We start from the raw sequence: 19764 nt of genomic DNA, 5'->3' as shown, positions 1-19764 counted from the left end.
GGCGGTACGGAGCAGGTTGGCTCCGTACCGTTCATTGAGCTAAAACGCAGGCATTACTTGGTAATGCGGGTTTCTACATCTTTCAGTGCTTGCGGAACGGTCTGACGGCCATTCACCGCGTTGATGATGGCGCTGCGTTCTGCGTACCAGAAGGCGCTCATCTGCGGGATGTTTGGCATGATTTCACCGTTCTTCGAGTTCGCCATGGTGGCAGCAATGCGCGGGTCTTTTTCCAGTTTCTCCTGATAAGACTTCAGCGCCACGGCACCCAGCGGTTTGTCCTTATTCACGACGGCCAGACCGTCGTCGGTGATCAGGTAGTTTTCCAGGAACTCTTTCGCCAGCTCTTTGTTCGGGCTGGCGGCGTTGATACCGGCTGTCAGCACGCCGACGAACGGTTTAGACGGCTTGCCGTGGAACGTTGGCAGCAACGTCACGCCGTAGTTGATTTTGCTCTTGTCGAGGTTTGACCACGCCCACGGACCGTCGATAGTCATTGCGGTCTGGCCTTTGTTAAAGGCGGCTTCAGCGATGGAGTAATCGGTGTCGGCGTTGATGTGTTTGTTTTTCACCAGATCGATGATGAATTGCAGGCCAGCCTGTGAACCTGCGTTATTCACGCCGGTGTCTTTGATGTTGTATTTGCCGTTTTCATACTTGAACGCATAACCGCCGTCAGCGGCGATGATTGGCCAGGTGAAGTACGGTTCCTGCAGGTTCCACATGATGGCGCTCTTGCCTGTGGCGCGCAGCTCTTTGTCCAGCGCCGGGATTTCTTCCCAGGTTTTTGGCGCTTCTTTAATGATGTCTTTATTGTAAATCAGTGACAGCGCTTCAACCGCGACCGGATAGCCGATCAGCTTGCCGTTGAAGGTGACCGCATCCCAGGTGAACGGGAACAGTTTGTCTTTGAAGGTCTGGTCCGGGCTGATTTCAGCCAGCAGACCGGATTGTGCGTAGCCGCCAAAACGGTCATGCGCCCAGAAGATGATGTCAGGGCCGCCGCCTGTGGCTGCCACTTGCGGGTATTTTTCTTCCAGCTTGTCCGGATGTTCTACCGTGACTTTAATGCCGGTGTCTTTTTCAAATTTCTTACCGACTTCCGCCAGGCCGTTATAGCCCTTGTCACCGTTGATCCAGATGACCAGCTTTCCTTCTTCTATTTTGGCGAACGCGGAAGATGACAACACCAGCGTAGCCAGCGCCGAGAGTGCCAGTGTGTGTTTAACAATCTTTTTAATGCTGAGGGTCATAATCCAATCCTTTTGTAGTCGGTTTTTTTATCGTCTGAGACGGAAAAGACAGGGTACGACGCCAGTGTGGATTTAACCTGTCACAGCTTCATCATCCCCCCCTCTACGCCCCCACCTCTCAGAATGTGATCCCACCGACACTCTCAGGCGTTATGTGGTTCATCACTCAAAAATATGGTTCGTTTTTTGCCATTCAGATCACGAATTTGATTTTTGCTGTGAACTTTCATCCGGTTGCGGTGAATCGTCATCCTCCCTGCTCCTCCCCCATGAAAAACTTTGTTACGGATGATTACGGTTACCGGCTAATCCTTCACTCTTCGTTGCATTGAGTTTTCTCGCTGGCAGCAAGTACAGGAGTTCAGGATGGCGAGCGTTTCCCTTAACAGCGTGTACAAAGCCTTTGGCGACACCGTGATTTCCAGCGACATCAACCTGGAAATAGAAGAAGGCGAGTTTGTGGTGTTCGTCGGGCCGTCCGGCTGTGGTAAATCCACTCTGCTGCGCATGATTGCAGGCCTGGAAGACATCACGTCCGGTGAATTGAAGATTGGCGATAAACGCATGAATGAAGTGCCGCCCGCCGATCGTGGCATCGGCATGGTGTTCCAGTCTTATGCGCTTTATCCGCATCTGTCTGTGGCAGAAAACATGTCCTTCGGCCTGAAGCTGGCGGGGGCAAAAAAAGCCGAGATCAATCAGCGGGTGAATCAGGTTTCCGAAGTGTTGCAACTGGCGCATTTGCTGGACAGACGCCCGAAAGCGCTTTCCGGCGGACAACGTCAGCGCGTGGCGATTGGCCGTACGCTGGTTGCCGAGCCGACGGTTTTTCTGCTCGATGAACCGCTTTCTAACTTAGATGCTGCGCTGCGTGTGCAGATGCGTATTGAGATTTCACGTCTGCATAAACGCCTGAAACGCACCATGATTTACGTGACCCACGATCAGGTCGAAGCGATGACGCTGGCCGACAAAATCGTGGTGCTCGATGCCGGGCATATCGCGCAGGTCGGTAAGCCGCTCGAGCTGTATCACTATCCTGCCAACCGCTTTGTCGCCGGTTTTATCGGCTCACCCAAAATGAATTTCCTGCCGGTGAAAGTCACTGCTGCTGAACCTGCGCGCGTACAGGTCGAATTGCCGAACCGCCAGCAAGTCTGGCTGCCGGTGGAAGGGACCGACGTGAAAGTCGGCAGCAACCTGTCACTGGGTATCCGCCCTGAACATCTTCTGCCAAGCGACGTCGCTGAAGTGACGCTTTCCGGCGAAGTGCAGGTCGTCGAGCAACTGGGTAACGAAACACAGATCCACATCCAAATTCCGGCAATTCGTCAGAACCTGGTGTACCGCCAGAACGACGTGGTGCTGGTAGAAGAAGGTGCAACATTCGCCATCGGTTTGCCGCCACACCGCTGCCATCTGTTCCGCGAAGACGGAACGGCATGTCGCCGGTTACACCCCGAACCTGGTGTTTGAAAGCACGCGATCCCCTACAGGAGAAAATGATGATCACAATGCGTAGTTCTTCCCTGGCGCTGGCAGTGGCTGCTGGCATCCTTTCTACACAAGCAATGGCGGTGGATTTCACAGGTTATGCCCGTTCGGGTATTGGCTGGACCGGCAGCGGCGGCGAGCAGCAATGTTTCAAAGCGACAGGTGCAGACAGCAAATACCGTCTCGGTAACGAATGTGAGACGTATGCAGAGTTGAAACTGGGTCAGGAAGTGTGGAAAGAAGGGGATAAGAGCTTCTACTTCGACACCAACGTGGCGTATTCCGTTTCTCAACAGAACGACTGGGAGTCAACCGATCCGGCTTTCCGCGAAGCAAACGTGAAGGGTAAGAACCTGATCGAATGGCTGCCGGGTTCGACTATGTGGGCCGGTAAGCGTTTCTACCAACGTCATGACGTTCACATGATCGACTTCTACTACTGGGATATTTCAGGTCCTGGTGCGGGTCTGGAAGATATCGATCTGGGCTTCGGTAAACTGTCTCTGGCTGCCACCCGTAACACCGAAAGCGGCGGTTCATACGGTTATATCGCTGACCAGCGTAATGAAGTGCCTACCTCCAACGACGTGTTCGACGTGCGTCTGGCAGGCCTGCAAACTAACCCGGGCGGTGTGCTGGAGTTAGGGGTGGATTACGGTCGTGCTAACGCGCGTGATGGTTATTCACTGGCTGACGATGCGACCAAAGACGGCTTCCTGGTCACTGCGGAACATACGCAAAGTATTTACAACGGCTATAACAAATTCGTGCTGCAATATGCCGCAGATTCCATGACGGATCCGGGTCAGGGCGCGGCGAACGGCCACTCGAATGGTGCCGCCATCAACAACAACGGCAGCATGGTGCGTGTGCTCGACCACGGTGCTATCGACTTCAACGACACCTGGAGCCTGATGTACGTGGCGATGTATCAGGACGTTGACCGCGATAACAACAACGGCACCACCTGGTACACCGTCGGTGTCCGTCCGATGTACAAATGGACCCCGATCATGAGCACCTTGCTGGAAGTCGGTTACGACAACGTGAAATCCCAGCGTACCGGCGACAAAAACGGCCAGTACAAAGTCACCCTGGCGCAACAATGGCAGGCGGGCGACAGCATCTGGTCACGTCCGGCCATCCGCGTGTTTGCCACTTATGCGAACTGGGATGAAAAATGGGGCTACGACACTGACAGCGGCGCAAACAATGGCTTAGCGATGAACGACACCAGCACGACCACATACAGCCGTGGTAATGACGACGAAATAACCTTCGGCGCCCAAATGGAAATCTGGTGGTAATTTTTTCCTTCCTCCTTCGCGCTGCCGATGCGTTGGCTGCGCGTCCTCGCCCCGGTCACGTAGTTGTCTACGCTCCCGGGGACTTGGACGCTTGCCGCCTTCCGGCAACCCGAAAGAGTTTGGAAAAATGGCAATGTAAGCTTTAAAAAAACGCAGTAAAGAAGATGTGCTGGCTGGCGGATTATCGCTGATGACCGCCAGCCTTCATGGTGATTTCAAAGGAAACAATAATGAAAAAGAATCTGCTGTCACTGTGTCTGTCGCTGAGCCTGTTGGCTGCTGCCCCTGCGGTGGTGAACGCTGCGCAAAATGATGCGAATACTGCACCGGCTATTTCCAGCCAGACCTTACGCAACCTTTCATGGACGCCGCTGGTTCCGCCAGTGACGCAGGATGTAACGCTGGGGACGTCCAGTGTTGAAATCAATCAGGGTGAGATTCAGGGCGCCGTCGGGGCTTTCGCTTTACCTGCTGACCGGGGTTCGCTTGAAATTACGCTGACCAGTATCGCGACCGGTAAAACCGTGTATGCGCCAAATGTTCTGGTGCTGGATGAGCAGATGCGTCCGGCTGCGTTTTACCCTTCCAGCTATTTCCCGTATCAGAAACCAGGTATCGTCTCGAGCGATCGTCTGGAAGGCACACTGAAACTGACGCCGGCACTGGGTCAGAAACAAATTTATCTGCTGGTGTACACCACCCGTCAGGACTTAGCTGAGACCACGCAGATGGTGAACCCGGCGAAAGCCTTCGCCGCTGGCGTGGGTAACGCGGTGCCGGATATCCCGGATCCGATTGCCCGTCATACCCCGACCGGCACACTGAGTCTGAAAGTCACTGCCGAGCAGAAAACCGGTAACGTGATGATTGGTCAGATCTTCCCGTCTTCCGCACCGGCAGCCGCTGCACCCGTGGTGGTCGGCAGCACACAAGCGCCTGCACCTGCGGCGGCTCCGGCTAAACCGAGCGAGCCAATGCTCAGCGATTCAGAAACCTACTTTAACGATGCGATTAAGAAAGCAGTGAAAGCAGGGGACGTCGATAAAGCCCTGAAATTGCTGGACGAAGCCGAACGTCTGGGTTCCAAAACCGCCCGTAAAACCTTTATTGAAAGCGTGAAGCACTAAGTTTTTCAGCGCCTCCCCCGAGAAAAAGCTGGCAGTTTTTTCAGCTCCTCCCCCTGCGAAGGGGGAGGCCGGGAGGGGGTTTTAAACCCACCGAGTTTTATTCACTCCGCCTATTTGTTACCCTGTTGTTAATTCATTCAGCGGGGGATGTATGGCGTCTGCAAACTGGGTCGATTTATCGAAAGATAAAGACAGCGGGATCGAGACGATCCACGCCCATTTCGAAGGCCATGCTTACGATCCCCACTGGCATGACAGTTATCTGGTCGGTGTCACTCAGTACGGTTTGCAGCAGTTCAGTTGTCGCCGCCAGAAACATCAAAGCCTGCCGGGCAAAGTCTTTATGCTCGAACCGGGCGAAATCCATGACGGCGATGCGGTGCAGCCCGGCGGTTTTACCTATCACATGCTGTATCTCGATCCGCAATGGCTGAGCCGCGAGCTGGCGGCACGGCGCGATTCCCTTTCTCCGGCCGGTGATCCGAGTTTCGAAAATACCTTAGCGCAGGATCCGCAACTGGCGCAGGCGACGTCACGGGCTTTTCAGGCGCTGCACGGCAAAGACCTGCGCATTGTCCGCCAGACCGCGCTCGACGGCTTGCTCTGTGCACTGGGCGGCCATCTCACCTGGCAGCCGCCGCGACTTCAGGGGCATGCGCCCTGGTCGCGGTTGGCGCATCAGGCGCGGGAATATCTGCATGCCCACTTGCACGAAGACATCGGCCTCGAACAACTGGCAGCGGCGACCGGCGAAAGCCGCTTTGTGGTCAGCCGTGCGTTTAAAGCTGAATTCGGATTGCCGCCGCACGCCTATCTTATTCAGCTGAAACTGACCCGCGCCCGTGAAGGGCTGGCGCTCGGGCGCACACCGGCTGACGTGGCGGCTGATTTAGGTTTTGCTGATCAGAGCCATCTCGGGCGCTGGTTCCGCCGCGCCTATCAGCTCACGCCAGCACATTACCGGCGTCTGTGCACAAATCTTCCAGATTGAGAAAAAGTGACGGGTTAAGCTCATGTTTCAACTGAACCGGAGCCTGCCATCATGAATACGCCTGCAACCATTCTGCCTTCGTCACCGGAACGCTGCGTGATTGTCATCAACCAGCAACTTGCCGCCGGACATGCCGCCAATGCCGCCGCCGTTCTGGCCCTGACGCTCGGGCAACGCCATCCGTCGCTGGTGGGCGAGCCGCTGATTGACGCTGATAACCGCGTGCATCCGGGGCTGATCCCGATTGGCATCAGCGTGCTGGTTGCCGACAGCGAACAGCTCACGCACCTTCATCAGCACCTGCTTCATGATGACGAAATGGACGGAATTATTTTTCCGGTCGAAGGACAGCAAACCACGGATTACGCCGCGTTTCGCGAAGCGGTGTCTGTTGTGCCGACGGACAACCTGCAACTGCTGGGCATTGCGCTGGCGGGTAAAAAGAAAGTGGTGCGCAAGCTGACCGGAAAACTCGGTTTGCTCGGCTGATGTTTGTCATTTAAGCGTCACACTTGTTCTCTACTCTCCTGATATTCAAACTAATATCAGGAGTTTTCCCGTGCGTAAGTCCCTCGTTGCTCTGCTGCTTTTCACCCTCGGTTCCACTTTTGTCGTTCAGGCGGCTGACGAAGCCAAACCCTTTATCACCAGCCAGGAACTGGATCTGACGAAATATCTGCCCGCGCCACCGGCGGATGATTCGGCGCAGACCAAAGCGGAACTGAAAGAATTGCTGGAAATTCAGGCCACCCGTACGCCGGAGCAGGAAAAAGCGGCGATTGCTGATGCTGAAGAAAACGTCTGGCGTTTTGCCGATGTGATGGGGCCGGACTTTGATGCTGCGAAACTGCCGAAAACCGCTGCGCTGTTTGATCGTATTGTGGCGACCGAAGACGTGGTGGACGATCACGCCAAGAAAGCCTTTAACCGCCCGCGTCCTTATATGCTCGATGAACAAATTCATCCGCTGCTGAAAAAATCCAAATCCGGCTCATGGCCTTCCGGTCATTCTACTATCGGCTATCTGATGGCGACGGTGCTGGGCGAAATGGTGCCGGAAAAACGCAACGCGCTGTTCACCCGGGCGGCCGGTTACGCCGAAAACCGTCTGGTAGCAGGTTTCCATTACCGTTCTGATACCGTGATGAGTCGCACCGGTGCTGCACTGATCGCGCAAAAAATGGAAGAACAGCCAGATTTCAAAACCGAATTCGACGCGGCGAAAGCGGAACTTCGCGCACAGTTGGGCCTGAAATAATTTTCGTCAGTTCCTGCCTTTCCGGTAAAGTGTGGGGCGTAAAACTTGCAGAGGAAGGGACTGATGGAAAACAGATTCAAGCGGATGGCATCGCCAGTCGGGTTACTCACACTGGCGGCGAAAGGCGATAAGCTGACCGCTATTTTGTGGGAATGTGAAATCGACGGGCGCGTGCCGTTGGGCGATATGATTGAAGACCCGTCGTTTCCGATCTTGCTGAAAACCGAACAACAGCTGAACGAATATTTTGCCGGTAAGCGTACCCGTTTTGAGCTGGAACTCGATTTCACCGGCACCGAATTCCAGAAAGAAGTCTGGGCGGCGTTGCTGGAAATTCCGTTTGGTGAAACGCGCAGCTACGGCGAGATCGCCCGTCGTATCGGTCGCCCGAAAGCGGTTCGTGCCGTGGGCGCGGCCAATGGCCGCAACCCGATTTCTATCGTGGCGCCGTGTCACCGGGTGATTGGTGCTTCCGGGAAATTAACCGGCTTTGCTGGCGGGCTGGACAACAAGTTGTTGTTACTGAAGCTGGAAGGTCGTAAATCTTAGGGTTTTTATTGGGAAATAAATTGCTTGATGTCCGCTTGTCAGTCGATGCATAGTCAAAAAATAAGCAGTAAATAAAAAAGACAACATCACTTACAAACGGAGTTTTACCTTAATGGATCAGATTCAATCCCTCGAACAGTTCTTATCCTCAGTTCAGCAACGCGACCCGCATCAGGTCGAATTCTCCCAGGCCGTACGTGAAGTTATGACCACGCTATGGCCTTTCCTCGAACAAAATCCGCAATACCGCCGTTCTGCTTTACTCGAACGTCTGGTGGAGCCGGAACGTGTCATTCAGTTCCGTATCGCGTGGGTGGATGACAAAAATCAGGTGCAGGTGAACCGTGGCTGGCGTGTACAGTTCAGCTCGGCGATTGGCCCGTATAAAGGCGGCATGCGTTTCCATCCGTCGGTCAATTTATCGATTCTCAAATTCCTTGGTTTTGAGCAGACCTTTAAAAATGCCCTGACCACGTTGCCAATGGGCGGCGGAAAGGGCGGCAGTGATTTCAATCCGAAAGGCAAAAGCGAAGGCGAGATCATGCGTTTCTGTCAGGCGCTGATGCTGGAACTTTACCGTCATCTCGGCCCGGATACTGATGTGCCTGCGGGGGATATCGGCGTCGGCGGGCGTGAAGTCGGCTATATGGCGGGGATGATGAAAAAACTCTCCAACAACACTGCCAGCGTGTTCACCGGCAAAGGGTTGTCGTTCGGCGGCAGCCTGATCCGCCCGGAAGCCACAGGTTATGGCCTGATCTATTTCACTGAATCGATGCTTAAACGCCATGGCCTGGATTTCGAAGGTATGCGCGTGGCGGTGTCTGGTTCCGGTAACGTCGCACAATATGCAATTGAAAAAGCCATGTCACTGGGCGCACGGGTGATTACGGCGTCAGATTCTAACGGTACTGTCGTCGATGAAGCAGGCTTTACTCCTGAGAAACTGGCGCTGCTGACCGAAATCAAAGCCAGCCGCGATGGTCGCGTGGCGGATTACGCGCAAAAACTCGGGCTGACGTATCTTGAAGGGCAGCAGCCTTGGAACGTGCCGGTGGATATCGCGCTGCCTTGCGCCACGCAAAATGAACTGGATGCGGATGCGGCACGCGTGCTGATCGCCAATGGCGTGAAAGCGGTAGCCGAAGGCGCGAATATGCCAACCACGATTGAAGCGACGGATTTGTTCACCGACGCGGGCGTGTTGTTCGCACCGGGCAAAGCGGCGAACGCCGGTGGCGTGGCAACGTCAGGGCTGGAGATGGCGCAGAACGCTGCGCGTCTGAGCTGGAAAGCCGAAGAAGTGGATGCGCGTTTGCGTCACATCATGCTGGATATTCACCAGTCGTGTGTCGAATACGGCGGCAAAAGCCAGCAGACGCAGTATGTCCGTGGCGCAAATATCGCCGGCTTCGTCAAAGTCGCTGATGCCATGCTGGCGCAGGGCGTGCTGTAAGCCCAAAGTCAGGTTTCAGACACAACAAAGCCACCTTTGCAGGTGGCTTTTTTTATGTGGGCAACATACTCAGAAGTGCGTATTCAGGCTCATATAGAACGTGCGGCCCGGCTCGTTGTAGGTTGCCGCGCCTGCGCCGTACATATAGGCGCCGGTGGTGGCATTACCCACGGTCTGGGCATTACCCGCACGGAACTGGCGTTTGTCGAAGACGTTATCAATACCCGCCGTGACGCTGACATTTTTGGTCGCGGTGTAGGTGCCGCTCATGCCGACCACTGAATACGGGCTGACTTCATTCTTCTCACTGCCGGTGACGGCTTCACCTTTGTAGTTGTATTTCTTCGGCTTCTGACGGCCATACCAGGTCAGGGTAGATTGCAGAGAGAGATCTTCCGTCGCCTGCCAGCTCAGCGTGGAGTTGATGGTAAATTCCGGGATGATCGACAGATAATCGCCGGTCTCTTTGTTTTTACTTTCAATCATGTACGTGCCGTTGTTATTCCAGGAAACGGTGCTGCTGACCGGAATATTCAGCGTGCCCTCCAGCCCCTGAACCACGGCTTTCGGCACGTTTTCCCATTTATATACATCAGTTGTGCCGGTGGAGGACGTGCCGGTTGGCAGATAACCGGATTCGATTTTGTTGCGATAATCGTTGCGGAAATAGGTCACGCCCGCCTGATAACCGTTGCGGTGGAATTCCAGTCCGATCTCTTTGTTAACGCTGGTTTCCGCATCCAGATCTTTATTCCCCACCAGATAACAACCGCCGCCGCTGGCCGCACAACCCTGGCCTTTACTGTACAGCACGTAGTTCGGGTTGGTCTGATACAGGCTCGGCGCTTTATAGGCGCGGGCGATACCCATTTTCAGGGTGAAATCGTCGCCCAGTTCCTGAGACAGGTTCAGCGACGGGCTCCAGTTATTGCCGACAATGGAGTGATGGTCGAAACGCAGACCCGGCACCAGCATGGTGCTGTCGGTCAGCTCAATATTATCTTCGGCAAACAGCGAGAAAATCTCTGCCTGAGAATAGGGGCTGCGGTTGGTGCTGTCGGTACCGGCAATCGCGCCGCCGAGCATAGCCTGCGTGTTGGAAGACGGATCTTTCATCTTCTGCTGGTTCCATTCCGTGCCGAACGTCGCGGTTTGCGGCACGCCCAGTTCAAACGGAATACTGACTTCGCTGTGCGCCAGAATGTCGCCCAGTGCGATGGTGTTGAAGTCTTCGTCAGAGAAGATGCCTTCGGTACCGCCCGCCAGCCCTTCATCCATGCGCGAGTTACGGGTTTTTTCGTACTGCACGTAGTTGTTGGTGGTCACACCGTTATCCCACGCGCCTTTGTAGGTCACCGAGTAGGACTGGCGGTAAATGCGGTTAGTCTCTTCACCGTACATGCTTTTCACCAAATCACTGGTGTTGGTGTTCTGCGTGTCGCCTGCGTACAGGTTGCCCTGACGGCTGTTGGACACTTCAAATTCCAGCGACTGCATACGGGCAAAATCCCAGTGCAACAGGGCGTCGATATTCTTATCGATCACGCCTTCGCGACCTGCCGGAACGGTGTCGGCATAGGTGCCGGTACGCTCAGACTGATGACCCTCGTTGATATATTGCGCGTCAGCCTGCGTTTTGCTGTAGCCACCGAACAGGCGGAAACTGAACTGATCGTTGAGCGGGCCGGAGAGGCTGAAATCGGTACGTTTGGTCGAGCCTTCGTCCTTATGTTGTGGTGCGTTCAGATAGGTATTCCAGGAACCGTGCCACTCCTGAGTGTCTTTTTTAGTGATGATGTTCACCACGCCACCCGCCGCGCCGTTACCGTAACGCGCCGCCGCCGGGCCGCGGATCACTTCGATGCGCTCGATCATATCGGGCGGAACCCAGCTTGTGTCGCCGCGGGTATCACGCTCACCGCGCCAGCCCTGACGCACTGAGTTGCGGCTGTTCACCGGCTTACCGTCGATCAGGATTAAGGTATTTTCCGGGCCCATACCCCGGATGTCGATCTGGCGGTTATTACCGCGCTGGCCGCTGGTAGAGTTGCCGGTCAGGTTTACGCCGGGCATGGTGCGGATAAGTTCGTTGATGTCGCGTGCCGGAGGGCGTTTTTGGATTTCATCAGAAGTGATGGTGGAAACGCCGGGAGCCTGAAGGTTTTGCTGTGCGGCGGTGACAACCAGTGTGTCGCTGGTGTCTTCCTGTGTTTCTGCGGTGTTCTGGCTGGCGTCTGTTGTGCGGGTTGTGGTGCTTTCTGCCGCGCTGACGGGCAAAGAAAGTGCTGATCCCAGCCCGATTAAGGTTGCCAGAGAATAGTGTGGTAGCCTGCTTTTCATAGTGGATTCTGCCCTGAAATCCATCCGTTCCTGCAAAACAGATTTAGTGAACAGGAGGATGGCCTGTTGTGTGTGTATTTTTATCGTCCCGTTTACGGGCGGTAACACACTATTGCAAATGCAAACAATTATCAATACGATTCCCATTCATAATTTGCAGGAAGCAGGTCAATTATTCTGCAAATTATGCCTTCTCTCACTGCCAAAAGACTGTAAAGCGTAAACATGATGAAATCGCAGTTTCCGGAAAAACCCACCGCGCAGGCGATGTTAGCAAGCTCTCAGGCGGGAAGTGCCGAATGGTGGAAAGACATTAAAGCGCAGGGTTCACCCTTGATCGAACGGCTGAACGATGATGTATGCAACGTAACGTTCTTCTGGCGGGATCCGCAGGGCAGTGAGGCGACATCGGATTTCCAGCGGGTGTGGATCAACATCAACGGCATCACCGATCACCATCAGTCTTTACCGCCGCAAAGCCTGCAAAGACTTGCGGGAACCGATGTCTGGTCGCTGAGTATTACGCTGCGCTCCGGCTGGCGCGGCAGTTACAGCCTGATCCCGCGCACCAGGCCCGGCAGAGAGTTCCCGCAGGATCCCGATGCCTATACCGCCATGCTGGCTGCGCGGGAATGGTGGAAAGATATGTTCGCCCATGCGATTTATGACCCGCTGAATCCGAATCAGCCGTGGCCGGGGGCGAAATCTCACGCGCTGTCGCCTTTGCATATGCCCGACGCATTGCCGCAGCCTGCCTGGCGGGAGTTTGATCTCCACGGTGCCGCGTTGCCACAGAAACCGGCAAAACTGCAAACCTATCAGTGGAACAGTGCGCGTCTGGGCAACCGGCGCAAGGTCTGGATCTACACTACCGGCGAAAGCCAGGATCCGGCATCGCGCCCGCTGGCGCTGTTGCTCGACGGCCAGTTCTGGGCGCAGCAGATGCCGGTCTGGCAGCCGCTGATGCAACTGACGCAGGAAGGCACATTGCCGCAGGCCGTCTACGTGCTGATTGATGTGATCGATACACAGACCCGCAGCCGCGAACTGACCTGTAATGCAGATTTCTGGCTGGCCGTTCAGGAGGAGTTATTGCCCGCCGTGGCGACGCTCGCACCGCACAGCAGCGATGCGAACAAAACAGTGGTGGCGGGGCAGAGCTTTGGCGGGCTGTCAGCGTTGTACGCCGGTTTGCACTGGCCGCAGCGCTTCGGTCTGGTACTCAGTCAGTCCGGTTCTTTCTGGTGGCCGCGACGTAATAAATCGCAGCAGGATGAAAATCCTGACGAGGCGGATTTGTTACTGCGTGCGGTGAGTAACGGGCTGGGGGCTGCCAGCCATCTGAAAATTTTCATGGAAGCGGGCAGCAATGAGCGACTGATTTATCAGGTGAATAATCAGATGGATGAACTGCTGAGCGGCACCAAAAACAGCGTGCGTTATCGCGTGGTCGATGCCGGTCACGATGCGCTGAGCTGGCGCGGCGGATTAGCCGATGGCCTTCAATACCTGTGGAACGAAGAGCCATGGAGCACCGGAGATTCAACCGTTACCCAGCGGGATAATTAACGGTGTATGCGAAACCGGACAGTCGATAATGGCGCAGCGTAGCCCGAAAACCTGTTCGATCAGTGCCGGTGTGACGATGTCTGCCCGTGCGCCCTCAGCCAGTATTTTTCCATCGCGCATGGCAATCAGATGCCCGGCGTAACGACATGCCTGATTCAGGTCGTGCAACACCACCACCAGCGTGCGGCCGTTTTCCTGATTCAGGCGACACATCAGTTCCATCAAATCAATCTGATGCGCGATATCCAGCCAGGTTGTCGGTTCATCCAGCAATAACAACGGCGTTTGTTGCGCCAGCACCATGGCTATCCACACCCGCTGGCGCTGTCCGCCGGAAAGTGAATTCACCGTGCTTTCCGCCAGTTCGAATACTCCCGTCGCGTGCATGGCGTCGTTCACCGCCAGCGTATCTTGCGCTGTCCAGCGGCTGAACAGGCTCTGATGCGGGTAACGCCCGCGGGCCACCAGATCCGCCACACTGATATCGCCCGGCGCCGTTGAACTTTGCGGCAGTAAACCCAGACGTTTCGCGACGTCTCTGGTGCCGTAATCACCGATCAGTTTGCCGTCCAGAAATACCGTGCCGGATTGCGGCGGCATCAGGCGGCTGAGCGTGCGCAATAGTGTGGATTTACCGCAGGCATTCGGCCCGATAATCACGGTGAGTTTTCCCTGAGGGATAGAGACGGAGAGTTCGCGGGCGACGATTTTTTTATCGTAGCCCAGCGTGAGATCTTTCGCGTACAAAGGGGAAGAGTGTTCAGTATTCATGAGCGTCGCGACTCCCGGATCAGCAACCCAATCAGATAAATGCCGCCCAGACTGACGGTCAGCACGCCCACGGGTAACTGATAGGGCGTGAACAGCCGTTGTGCAGTGACATCGGCGGCGAGCAACAGCAGCGCACCGGTCAGCGCCGCGAAAAATAAAGCGTGCTGCTGGCTGGCGCAAAGACGACGCGAAATTTGCGGTGACACCAGCGCAATAAAGGAAATTGGCCCGGCCAGCGCGGTGGCCGCGGCGGTCAACGCCACGCCCGCCAGCATCAGCAATAAACGTGAACGCGCCACCGGTACGCCCAGCGCACAGGCGGCATCATCGCCCATTTCGAGCAACCGCATCGGAGCGGATAAGCAACGCGCCAGCATGCAGGCGACGATAATCATCCCGGTCGCCGGCAGGCTTTTCTCCCATGTGATGCCATTGAGCGAACCAGCATTCCACAAGCCAGCCGTCAGCGCCGATTCCAGCGAGGCGTGAATAATCAGCCAGGTATTGACCGCAATCAGCAGCGCCCGTACGCCGATACCGACGATAATCAGGCGGAACGTTTCGATGCCCTGACGCCATGCCAGGGCGTATACCACCAATGCGGTCACGACGCCGCCTGCCATCGCGCCGGGGAGAAGGTCGCCCGCAGCGCCATTGAACAACACGATAATCAGCAGAACGCCGGTATACGCGCCGGTGTTAAAACCGATAACGTCCGGACTTCCCAATGGATTGCGCAGCAGCGACTGAAAAATCGCGCCGCTGATGCCGAGTGCGGCACCGAGAATCATCGCCATCACCACGCGCGGCAGACGCCATTGCGTGACAATAATGCTCAGGTTTTTCGGCCCGTCGCCGAGCAGGGCGCTGACAACCTGCGACGGCGTCAGTGCCAGTGTTCCGCTACCCAGCGCGTAAACCGCCAGCAGGATCAGGCATAACACCAGTCCGCAGGCGGTCAGAAAGGGGCGCGACAGCAGCAAAGGTTTTTTCAGCGGGCGAGGTTCTGTAAGAGTCTGGCTCATGGTTAACCTCTGTGTAATCCACCGGGACGGCGTACCAGGAAAATAAGCACCGGCGCGCCGATAAAGGCGACCACCACGGAAACCCGCAATTCTCCGGTAACCAGAAAACGCCCGGCGATATCGGCTGCCAGCAACAGCGTCGGGGTTAACACCAGCGTCCACGGCAGCATCCAGCGCGGATCCGCACGACAGATCCAGCGCGCCATATGCGGCACCATCAGGCCGACAAAGGCGATGGGGCCGACAGCCGCTGTGGCGCTGCCGCACAACAACGTAATCGCCAGTAATCCCAGCAACTGCGTGGTCGCGATTTTGGTGCCGAGCGCCGTCGCCAGTTCGTTGCCCATCGTCAGATTATTCAGGGAACGGGCCATCAGTAAGCTCAGGGCAACCGCAAAAGTCACCGGCGGTGTGATGGTTTTAATCACGGTAATATTGCGGATATCCAGCGAGCCAGCCTGCCAGAATCGCAACTGATCGTAGACGGTCGGGTTGAGCAGGGAAATCCCCGAAGACATGCCTTCCAGCACAGCGCCGAGCGCGACGCCCGCCAGAGTTAAGCGTACCGGATCCAGCTTTCCGCGTCCCAGCGCGCCGATCATGGCGACCAGCAATGTTGCCAGTAAGGCACCGGCAAACGCGAACCACAAATAGTGGCTGACATCCGTTGCGCCAAAAAAGGAGATACCGATAACCACCGCGAAAGCCGCACCCGCATTAACGCCAAGAATACCGGGATCAGCCAGCGGATTGCGGGTGAGGATTTGCATCAGCGCACCGGATAATCCGAGCGCCATCCCTGCCAGCAAACCGGCCAGCGTGCGCGGCACACGGGCATCGGTGACAATCACGCAGTCCGCCCCAGTGCACTGGCCGTTAAGCGCTGACATCACGGTGCCGGACGCAAGCGATTTCTCGCCCAGCACCAGACTCAGCGCCATCATCAGGCAGAGCAAAAACAAGGCAACCAACAGCGCTGTGAGATTTTTTATTGAGCGGGACATCAGTGAGTTACGAACAGTTTTTCAAGCTGATTCAGCATGTTGCTGGCGCTGTAATAATCGAGTCTGAACGTGTCGTCACCCATGGCATACACGCGCCCGGCCTGCACGGCAGGTAACTTCGCCAGAAAAGGATTGGTCAGCAGCCGTTGTGCATCAGGCTGACTGGCGGAAAATAACAGCAGCGTCTGGCCGTTCATCGCCTCCGGCATTTTCTCACCGGCAAGCTGGATGATGTCATGGCGTTTGCCCTGACTGTAACTGGCGGCTAAATTCAGCGGAACCGGCGCGAGGCTGAATCCTAACTGCCGGAGCAACTGACCTTGCGGTGACGCGGGCGTCCACAGATTGGCGCTTTTGCCATCTGATCCATAAACCAGCGCGGACACCGGCTGCGGTGGCAAATGTATCGCTTTTTTCAGACTGTCTTCACGGGCTGAAAACTGCGCGATAACCTTGGCGGCATCGGTTTCTTTACCCGTCGCCCGGCCTAATTCGGTGGCGAGTTCCTGCCAGCTTTTATCGTCGTAATTGACCACCATGACCGGCGCAATGGCCGACAGCTGATCATAGAGTTTCAGTGCGGAATCCCCGCCTGTGGCGGCAATAATGATGAGATCCGGTGCCTGTCCGGCAATGGCTTCAGCATTCGGTTCGCCGATATAAAGCCGCTGCACACCGCGTTGTTTCGCGACATCGCCCCACTGGCGGAAAAAGCCCTGAGCATCGGAAACCCGATTATTGGGCGCAGTCGCTCCGCTGGCGATAACCGGCGCATTAATCGCCAGCAATGTGCCGGTGACGGTGACGCTGGTGGAGACAATCCGCTGCGGCGGCTGTTGTAATGTGATGCTTCCCTTTGAGGTCATAACTTGCCGTGGCCAGCCTTCTGCGAAAGCCTGCGTGGCGACAAGCAGCGATAACAACAGCGCAACCATCCCTGAAAAACGGCGAAAACCAGCCCTTGTCATTGGATCCATTCCTGATTCTTTAATGTTAATGGTTATCATTATTATATGCAGGGCGTATGGGGTCAATGACGAGAGAGGTTCAATCCGTGGAAAAGTCAGGGGAAGACAGGTATTCACGCAACAAAAAAGCCACTCCGTATGAAGTGGCTTAATCGTTTGAATCTCAAACTAAAATCTGGTGGCCCTTGCTGGACTTGAACCAGCGACCAAGCGATTATGAGTATCAACATTCAAGTAGGGAAATCAATAATTTATATTTTAAAACAATGACATGGATTGACATTTTTTGCCAGGAATTGCCCGATTCCTCCATCTATATCGCCACTTTATCGCCACTTTTATCTAACCTTCAAAGAGTAAAGAGCAGACTTATTCTTGTTGTCCCCAAACTCAGTGATTCATGTCATGTAATCCATCCGGTAATGAAAGATAAAGGCTATAACGTATGGGCATTTTTTCATCAGGACTTTCATTAAAAGTTATATTATGTACTGGAAATTTCGGTAGTATATTAATTACACAAGTAAGAAATACTTCTTCAAAAAAAGTAATTAAAAATTGAAGTATGATATTTGCTTCAAGATGAATAATATTAGAAGCACTTCCCTTTATGCCCCATTTTGGAGGTAGCAATTCATTACCATTCTCAATGTTAAAGTTAGTAATTAATAATGGGTTTTCTGTGGTCGAAGCATGTTCCTGGGCATTTCTTAGTGAAAAAATATGATAGCACATTGGTAATTTTTCACGAAGAACTTCGATCAATTCTTTAGCGTCCGCATGTTCTGACTCGATTTCTTTTAACAAAAAATCTATGCGCCCATGTTTTGTTTTTAAAGGGATAAACATATTAACCATTACTGACGTTTCTTGGATACATCTTTTCGCTGCAATCAAGAAACCTGTTGTGAAACCATCAATATTTTTAACCTGCGGAAAATATGCATGAGATTTTCCATTCATTATATGCTTGTTTCTTTCGAATTTTTGGATTTCTTTATCAAGTTCATTTGAGTAAGACTGTAAATAAATCAAACACTCCAATAAAACATTTCTGATGTCACTTACCTTGTTAATGATATCTATACGTTTAGGGTCTTGTTCAGAAAATATTTGCCTCAGGAAATCATTGGCAAGTAATACAGTGTTGGCAACTAATGGATTGGATGCACCAAAATCTGAAGTCTTCGTATAGACCCAAGGCATCTCATGATGATTTCTTTGTGGGTCTAATGTATCTGGGCTCAACATTTTAAAAGTAGAGTTTTCGGTGAATATCTCCATTGACTCGCCAAAATTAATCATTGCAAGAATGTTCCCAGTCTCACCCTCAGGCAAACCAAAAGACACAGCATCATCACGCATGTGATTCTCCGCAAAATGTCCCGCCCCCTTGATTAGAGGCCGGGAGTATAATTATTTCAGAGTGAGCTTTTTTTTGCTCCCTCAATCTCTTCTCTACAAACATCAATGTTATTAAATGAATATTGAAGGTAGGTATATCCCTGCGCAGAGGTATTTGCTCTTGTTTCGATGAATATAGTGTTGATGTTGTTTTTTAAATGTTCCTCTTTTGAGTCTTTCCAGACTGCAGATAAAAATCGTTCCTTTTTAGCCAATCCCATCATCCAATCTTGAGGCTCTTTCCAGATAGACCCAGATAGAAGAAAATCAGTTGTCTCAGCTTTGCCATAGAGTGATGTTAATGAGTTAGTTAAGTCTTCAAATTTTGCTTTTAGGGCAAGGCCATAGCTGTCAGTATTGATATTCTTTCCTACAGCTCTAATTTCACACAACCCAACCTTTGGTGATATTAGCAAACCATAAACTACAAAATCTGCATTTGGTTTAGGTAGTTTGTCAGACGTATAAAGATTTACGCTATCTTCAAGCGGTTTTAATTTCGTACCGATCATATCTTCGATATTTTTTTGTGATAGCCCCGCTTCTAAACCGAAGGGGCCTTCTGCTGGTGGAAGTAATGGGGGCTGTGCAGGAGCATTTTTGGCTGTTGATTCGGGCTCAGAGTTATTTTTTTCTATATTTTGTGATTCTGTTTTAATTTTTATATCTGCAAGTCCATATTTTGCTATTAAATATTTCTGTTGCAACATTGCCATGCTTTGCTCTTGAGTCGCAACTGTAGACAATTTTAATGCTTGAATTAAACCGCCGCTGTATTGACTTGCCTCGGCTTTGGCTTCATCAATTTGTGCATTCAGGTTATCAATTTCGTTTTTTATTGAATCGGCAAGCTTAGGATCAGGTGGAGTACCGGTAACGGTAACTTCAATTTTTGCTCCCGATTCAATAGCATTTATGCGTTGCTCTAGCAGAGCCTTATTAGTTCCCAATACTTCAAGTCTTACTGTATTCAAGTTCTTAATCAGTCCCCCTGAGAATTGTCTATCAACTTCCTTTGCTTCCGATATTTCGCCTTCAGTCTGAGATAATTCGGATTTCAGGCTCAAAATTTGCTGTTTTTGCTCTGGAGTCAGCTCTTTTGGACCACATCCTGTTAACAATGCCATTGCCACTAAGCTTGCTACTAAACTTTTTTTCATATCCCTATCCCATGAGTAAATGTTCTGATTAATCCTAGCAGGAAGACAAGCCTAGTTAAAGAATCTGCTGATGCTCTGAATTGCTAAG

The 19764-nt window shown here is 53.3% G+C and carries 17 protein-coding genes; 9 read left to right on the top strand and 8 right to left on the bottom strand.

Annotation, left to right across the window (positions count from 1 at the left end):
* Positions 1–53: 53 nt before the first annotated feature.
* The gene (gene malE / locus ABIC79_RS18945) at positions 54–1253 is read right to left on the bottom strand and encodes a maltose/maltodextrin ABC transporter substrate-binding protein MalE (RefSeq protein ID WP_013573873.1); all 1200 of its coding nucleotides are present in this window, start codon (positions 1251–1253) and stop codon (positions 54–56) included.
* 366 nt (positions 1254–1619) lie between these two features.
* Here malE and malK point away from each other — a divergent pair, with 366 nt between their 5' ends.
* The 8 genes from malK (at position 1620) to gdhA (ending at position 9435) form a co-directional block, all read left to right on the top strand.
* The gene (gene malK / locus ABIC79_RS18940; RefSeq protein WP_013573874.1) at positions 1620–2729 is read left to right on the top strand and encodes a maltose/maltodextrin ABC transporter ATP-binding protein MalK; all 1110 of its coding nucleotides are present in this window, start codon (positions 1620–1622) and stop codon (positions 2727–2729) included.
* Between the two features lie 26 nt (positions 2730–2755).
* A complete protein-coding gene (locus ABIC79_RS18935) occupies positions 2756–4054 on the top strand; it encodes a maltoporin (protein ID WP_014411581.1) in 1299 nt (432 codons plus the stop codon).
* 230 nt (positions 4055–4284) lie between these two features.
* A complete protein-coding gene (gene malM / locus ABIC79_RS18930; protein ID WP_095923603.1) occupies positions 4285–5181 on the top strand; it encodes a maltose operon protein MalM in 897 nt (298 codons plus the stop codon).
* Between the two features lie 151 nt (positions 5182–5332).
* Positions 5333–6172, top strand: coding sequence for an AraC family transcriptional regulator (locus ABIC79_RS18925; protein ID WP_112152061.1), 840 nt, complete (start codon positions 5333–5335; stop codon positions 6170–6172).
* Between the two features lie 51 nt (positions 6173–6223).
* Positions 6224–6661, top strand: a complete 438-nt coding sequence (locus ABIC79_RS18920; RefSeq protein ID WP_112152062.1) for a DUF2000 domain-containing protein — start codon at positions 6224–6226, stop codon at positions 6659–6661.
* Positions 6662–6731: 70 nt separating this feature from the next.
* Positions 6732–7430 (top strand): acid phosphatase, encoded by a 699-nt coding sequence (locus ABIC79_RS18915; protein ID WP_013573879.1) that lies wholly within the window; start codon positions 6732–6734, stop codon positions 7428–7430.
* Between the two features lie 63 nt (positions 7431–7493).
* Positions 7494–7979 carry a methylated-DNA--[protein]-cysteine S-methyltransferase gene (locus ABIC79_RS18910; RefSeq protein WP_013573880.1) on the top strand — a complete coding sequence of 162 codons (486 nt, stop codon included), beginning with the start codon at positions 7494–7496 and terminating at the stop codon, positions 7977–7979.
* A gap of 112 nt (positions 7980–8091) precedes the next feature.
* Positions 8092–9435: an NADP-specific glutamate dehydrogenase gene (gene gdhA, locus ABIC79_RS18905; RefSeq protein ID WP_013573881.1), complete on the top strand. Its 1344-nt coding sequence runs from the start codon at positions 8092–8094 to the stop codon at positions 9433–9435.
* A gap of 69 nt (positions 9436–9504) precedes the next feature.
* On the opposite strand, the gene ABIC79_RS18900 is transcribed toward gdhA, so the two are convergent.
* Positions 9505–11775, bottom strand: coding sequence for a TonB-dependent siderophore receptor (locus ABIC79_RS18900; RefSeq protein WP_014411583.1), 2271 nt, complete (start codon positions 11773–11775; stop codon positions 9505–9507).
* 225 nt (positions 11776–12000) lie between these two features.
* On the opposite strand from ABIC79_RS18900, the gene fes reads away from it, so the two are divergent.
* Complete coding sequence (fes, locus tag ABIC79_RS18895; RefSeq protein WP_013573883.1) at positions 12001–13344, top strand: enterochelin esterase; 1344 nt, start codon at positions 12001–12003, stop codon at positions 13342–13344.
* Here fes and ABIC79_RS18890 read toward each other — a convergent pair.
* The 6 genes from ABIC79_RS18890 to ABIC79_RS18865 all read right to left on the bottom strand — a co-directional run bounded on the left by ABIC79_RS18890 (position 13318) and on the right by ABIC79_RS18865 (position 19676).
* On the bottom strand, positions 13318–14115 hold the full coding sequence (locus ABIC79_RS18890) for an ATP-binding cassette domain-containing protein (RefSeq protein WP_354568160.1): 798 nt from the start codon (positions 14113–14115) through the stop codon (positions 13318–13320). The genes fes and ABIC79_RS18890 overlap by 27 nt on opposite strands.
* On the bottom strand, positions 14112–15140 hold the full coding sequence (gene fepG, locus ABIC79_RS18885; RefSeq protein ID WP_013573885.1) for an iron-enterobactin ABC transporter permease: 1029 nt from the start codon (positions 15138–15140) through the stop codon (positions 14112–14114). Before fepG ends, ABIC79_RS18890 begins: the two co-directional genes overlap by 4 nt.
* A gap of 2 nt (positions 15141–15142) precedes the next feature.
* Positions 15143–16144, bottom strand: a complete 1002-nt coding sequence (fepD, locus tag ABIC79_RS18880; RefSeq protein ID WP_013573886.1) for a Fe(3+)-siderophore ABC transporter permease — start codon at positions 16142–16144, stop codon at positions 15143–15145.
* On the bottom strand, positions 16144–17112 hold the full coding sequence (fepB, locus tag ABIC79_RS18875) for a Fe2+-enterobactin ABC transporter substrate-binding protein (RefSeq protein ID WP_013573887.1): 969 nt from the start codon (positions 17110–17112) through the stop codon (positions 16144–16146). The genes fepD and fepB overlap by 1 nt, the downstream gene beginning before the upstream one ends.
* A 390-nt stretch (positions 17113–17502) precedes the next feature.
* On the bottom strand, positions 17503–18477 hold the full coding sequence (locus ABIC79_RS18870; RefSeq protein WP_354568157.1) for a hypothetical protein: 975 nt from the start codon (positions 18475–18477) through the stop codon (positions 17503–17505).
* A gap of 56 nt (positions 18478–18533) precedes the next feature.
* Positions 18534–19676 (bottom strand): hypothetical protein, encoded by a 1143-nt coding sequence (locus tag ABIC79_RS18865; protein ID WP_354568155.1) that lies wholly within the window; start codon positions 19674–19676, stop codon positions 18534–18536.
* Positions 19677–19764 lie beyond the last annotated feature (88 nt).

Source organism: Rahnella sp. 2050 (assembly GCF_040544515.1).
In the GTDB taxonomy this organism is placed as follows: Bacteria; Pseudomonadota; Gammaproteobacteria; order Enterobacterales; family Enterobacteriaceae; genus Rahnella; species Rahnella aceris.
This window is presented reverse-complemented; position numbering and strand designations above follow the sequence as displayed.

Coding starts and splice junctions, on each gene's coding strand:
- fepB (WP_013573887.1), bottom strand. CDS start 17,112: ATGACAAGGGCTGGTTTTCGCCGTTTTTCAGGGATGGTTGCGCTGTTG.
- fepD (WP_013573886.1), bottom strand. CDS start 16,144: ATGTCCCGCTCAATAAAAAATCTCACAGCGCTGTTGGTTGCCTTGTTT.
- fepG (WP_013573885.1), bottom strand. CDS start 15,140: ATGAGCCAGACTCTTACAGAACCTCGCCCGCTGAAAAAACCTTTGCTG.
- ABIC79_RS18925 (WP_112152061.1), top strand. CDS start 5,333: ATGGCGTCTGCAAACTGGGTCGATTTATCGAAAGATAAAGACAGCGGG.
- malE (WP_013573873.1), bottom strand. CDS start 1,253: ATGACCCTCAGCATTAAAAAGATTGTTAAACACACACTGGCACTCTCG.
- ABIC79_RS18870 (WP_354568157.1), bottom strand. CDS start 18,477: ATGCGTGATGATGCTGTGTCTTTTGGTTTGCCTGAGGGTGAGACTGGG.
- ABIC79_RS18865 (WP_354568155.1), bottom strand. CDS start 19,676: ATGAAAAAAAGTTTAGTAGCAAGCTTAGTGGCAATGGCATTGTTAACA.
- malK (WP_013573874.1), top strand. CDS start 1,620: ATGGCGAGCGTTTCCCTTAACAGCGTGTACAAAGCCTTTGGCGACACC.
- ABIC79_RS18890 (WP_354568160.1), bottom strand. CDS start 14,115: ATGAATACTGAACACTCTTCCCCTTTGTACGCGAAAGATCTCACGCTG.
- ABIC79_RS18910 (WP_013573880.1), top strand. CDS start 7,494: ATGGAAAACAGATTCAAGCGGATGGCATCGCCAGTCGGGTTACTCACA.
- ABIC79_RS18900 (WP_014411583.1), bottom strand. CDS start 11,775: ATGAAAAGCAGGCTACCACACTATTCTCTGGCAACCTTAATCGGGCTG.
- gdhA (WP_013573881.1), top strand. CDS start 8,092: ATGGATCAGATTCAATCCCTCGAACAGTTCTTATCCTCAGTTCAGCAA.
- fes (WP_013573883.1), top strand. CDS start 12,001: ATGATGAAATCGCAGTTTCCGGAAAAACCCACCGCGCAGGCGATGTTA.
- ABIC79_RS18935 (WP_014411581.1), top strand. CDS start 2,756: ATGATGATCACAATGCGTAGTTCTTCCCTGGCGCTGGCAGTGGCTGCT.
- ABIC79_RS18920 (WP_112152062.1), top strand. CDS start 6,224: ATGAATACGCCTGCAACCATTCTGCCTTCGTCACCGGAACGCTGCGTG.
- malM (WP_095923603.1), top strand. CDS start 4,285: ATGAAAAAGAATCTGCTGTCACTGTGTCTGTCGCTGAGCCTGTTGGCT.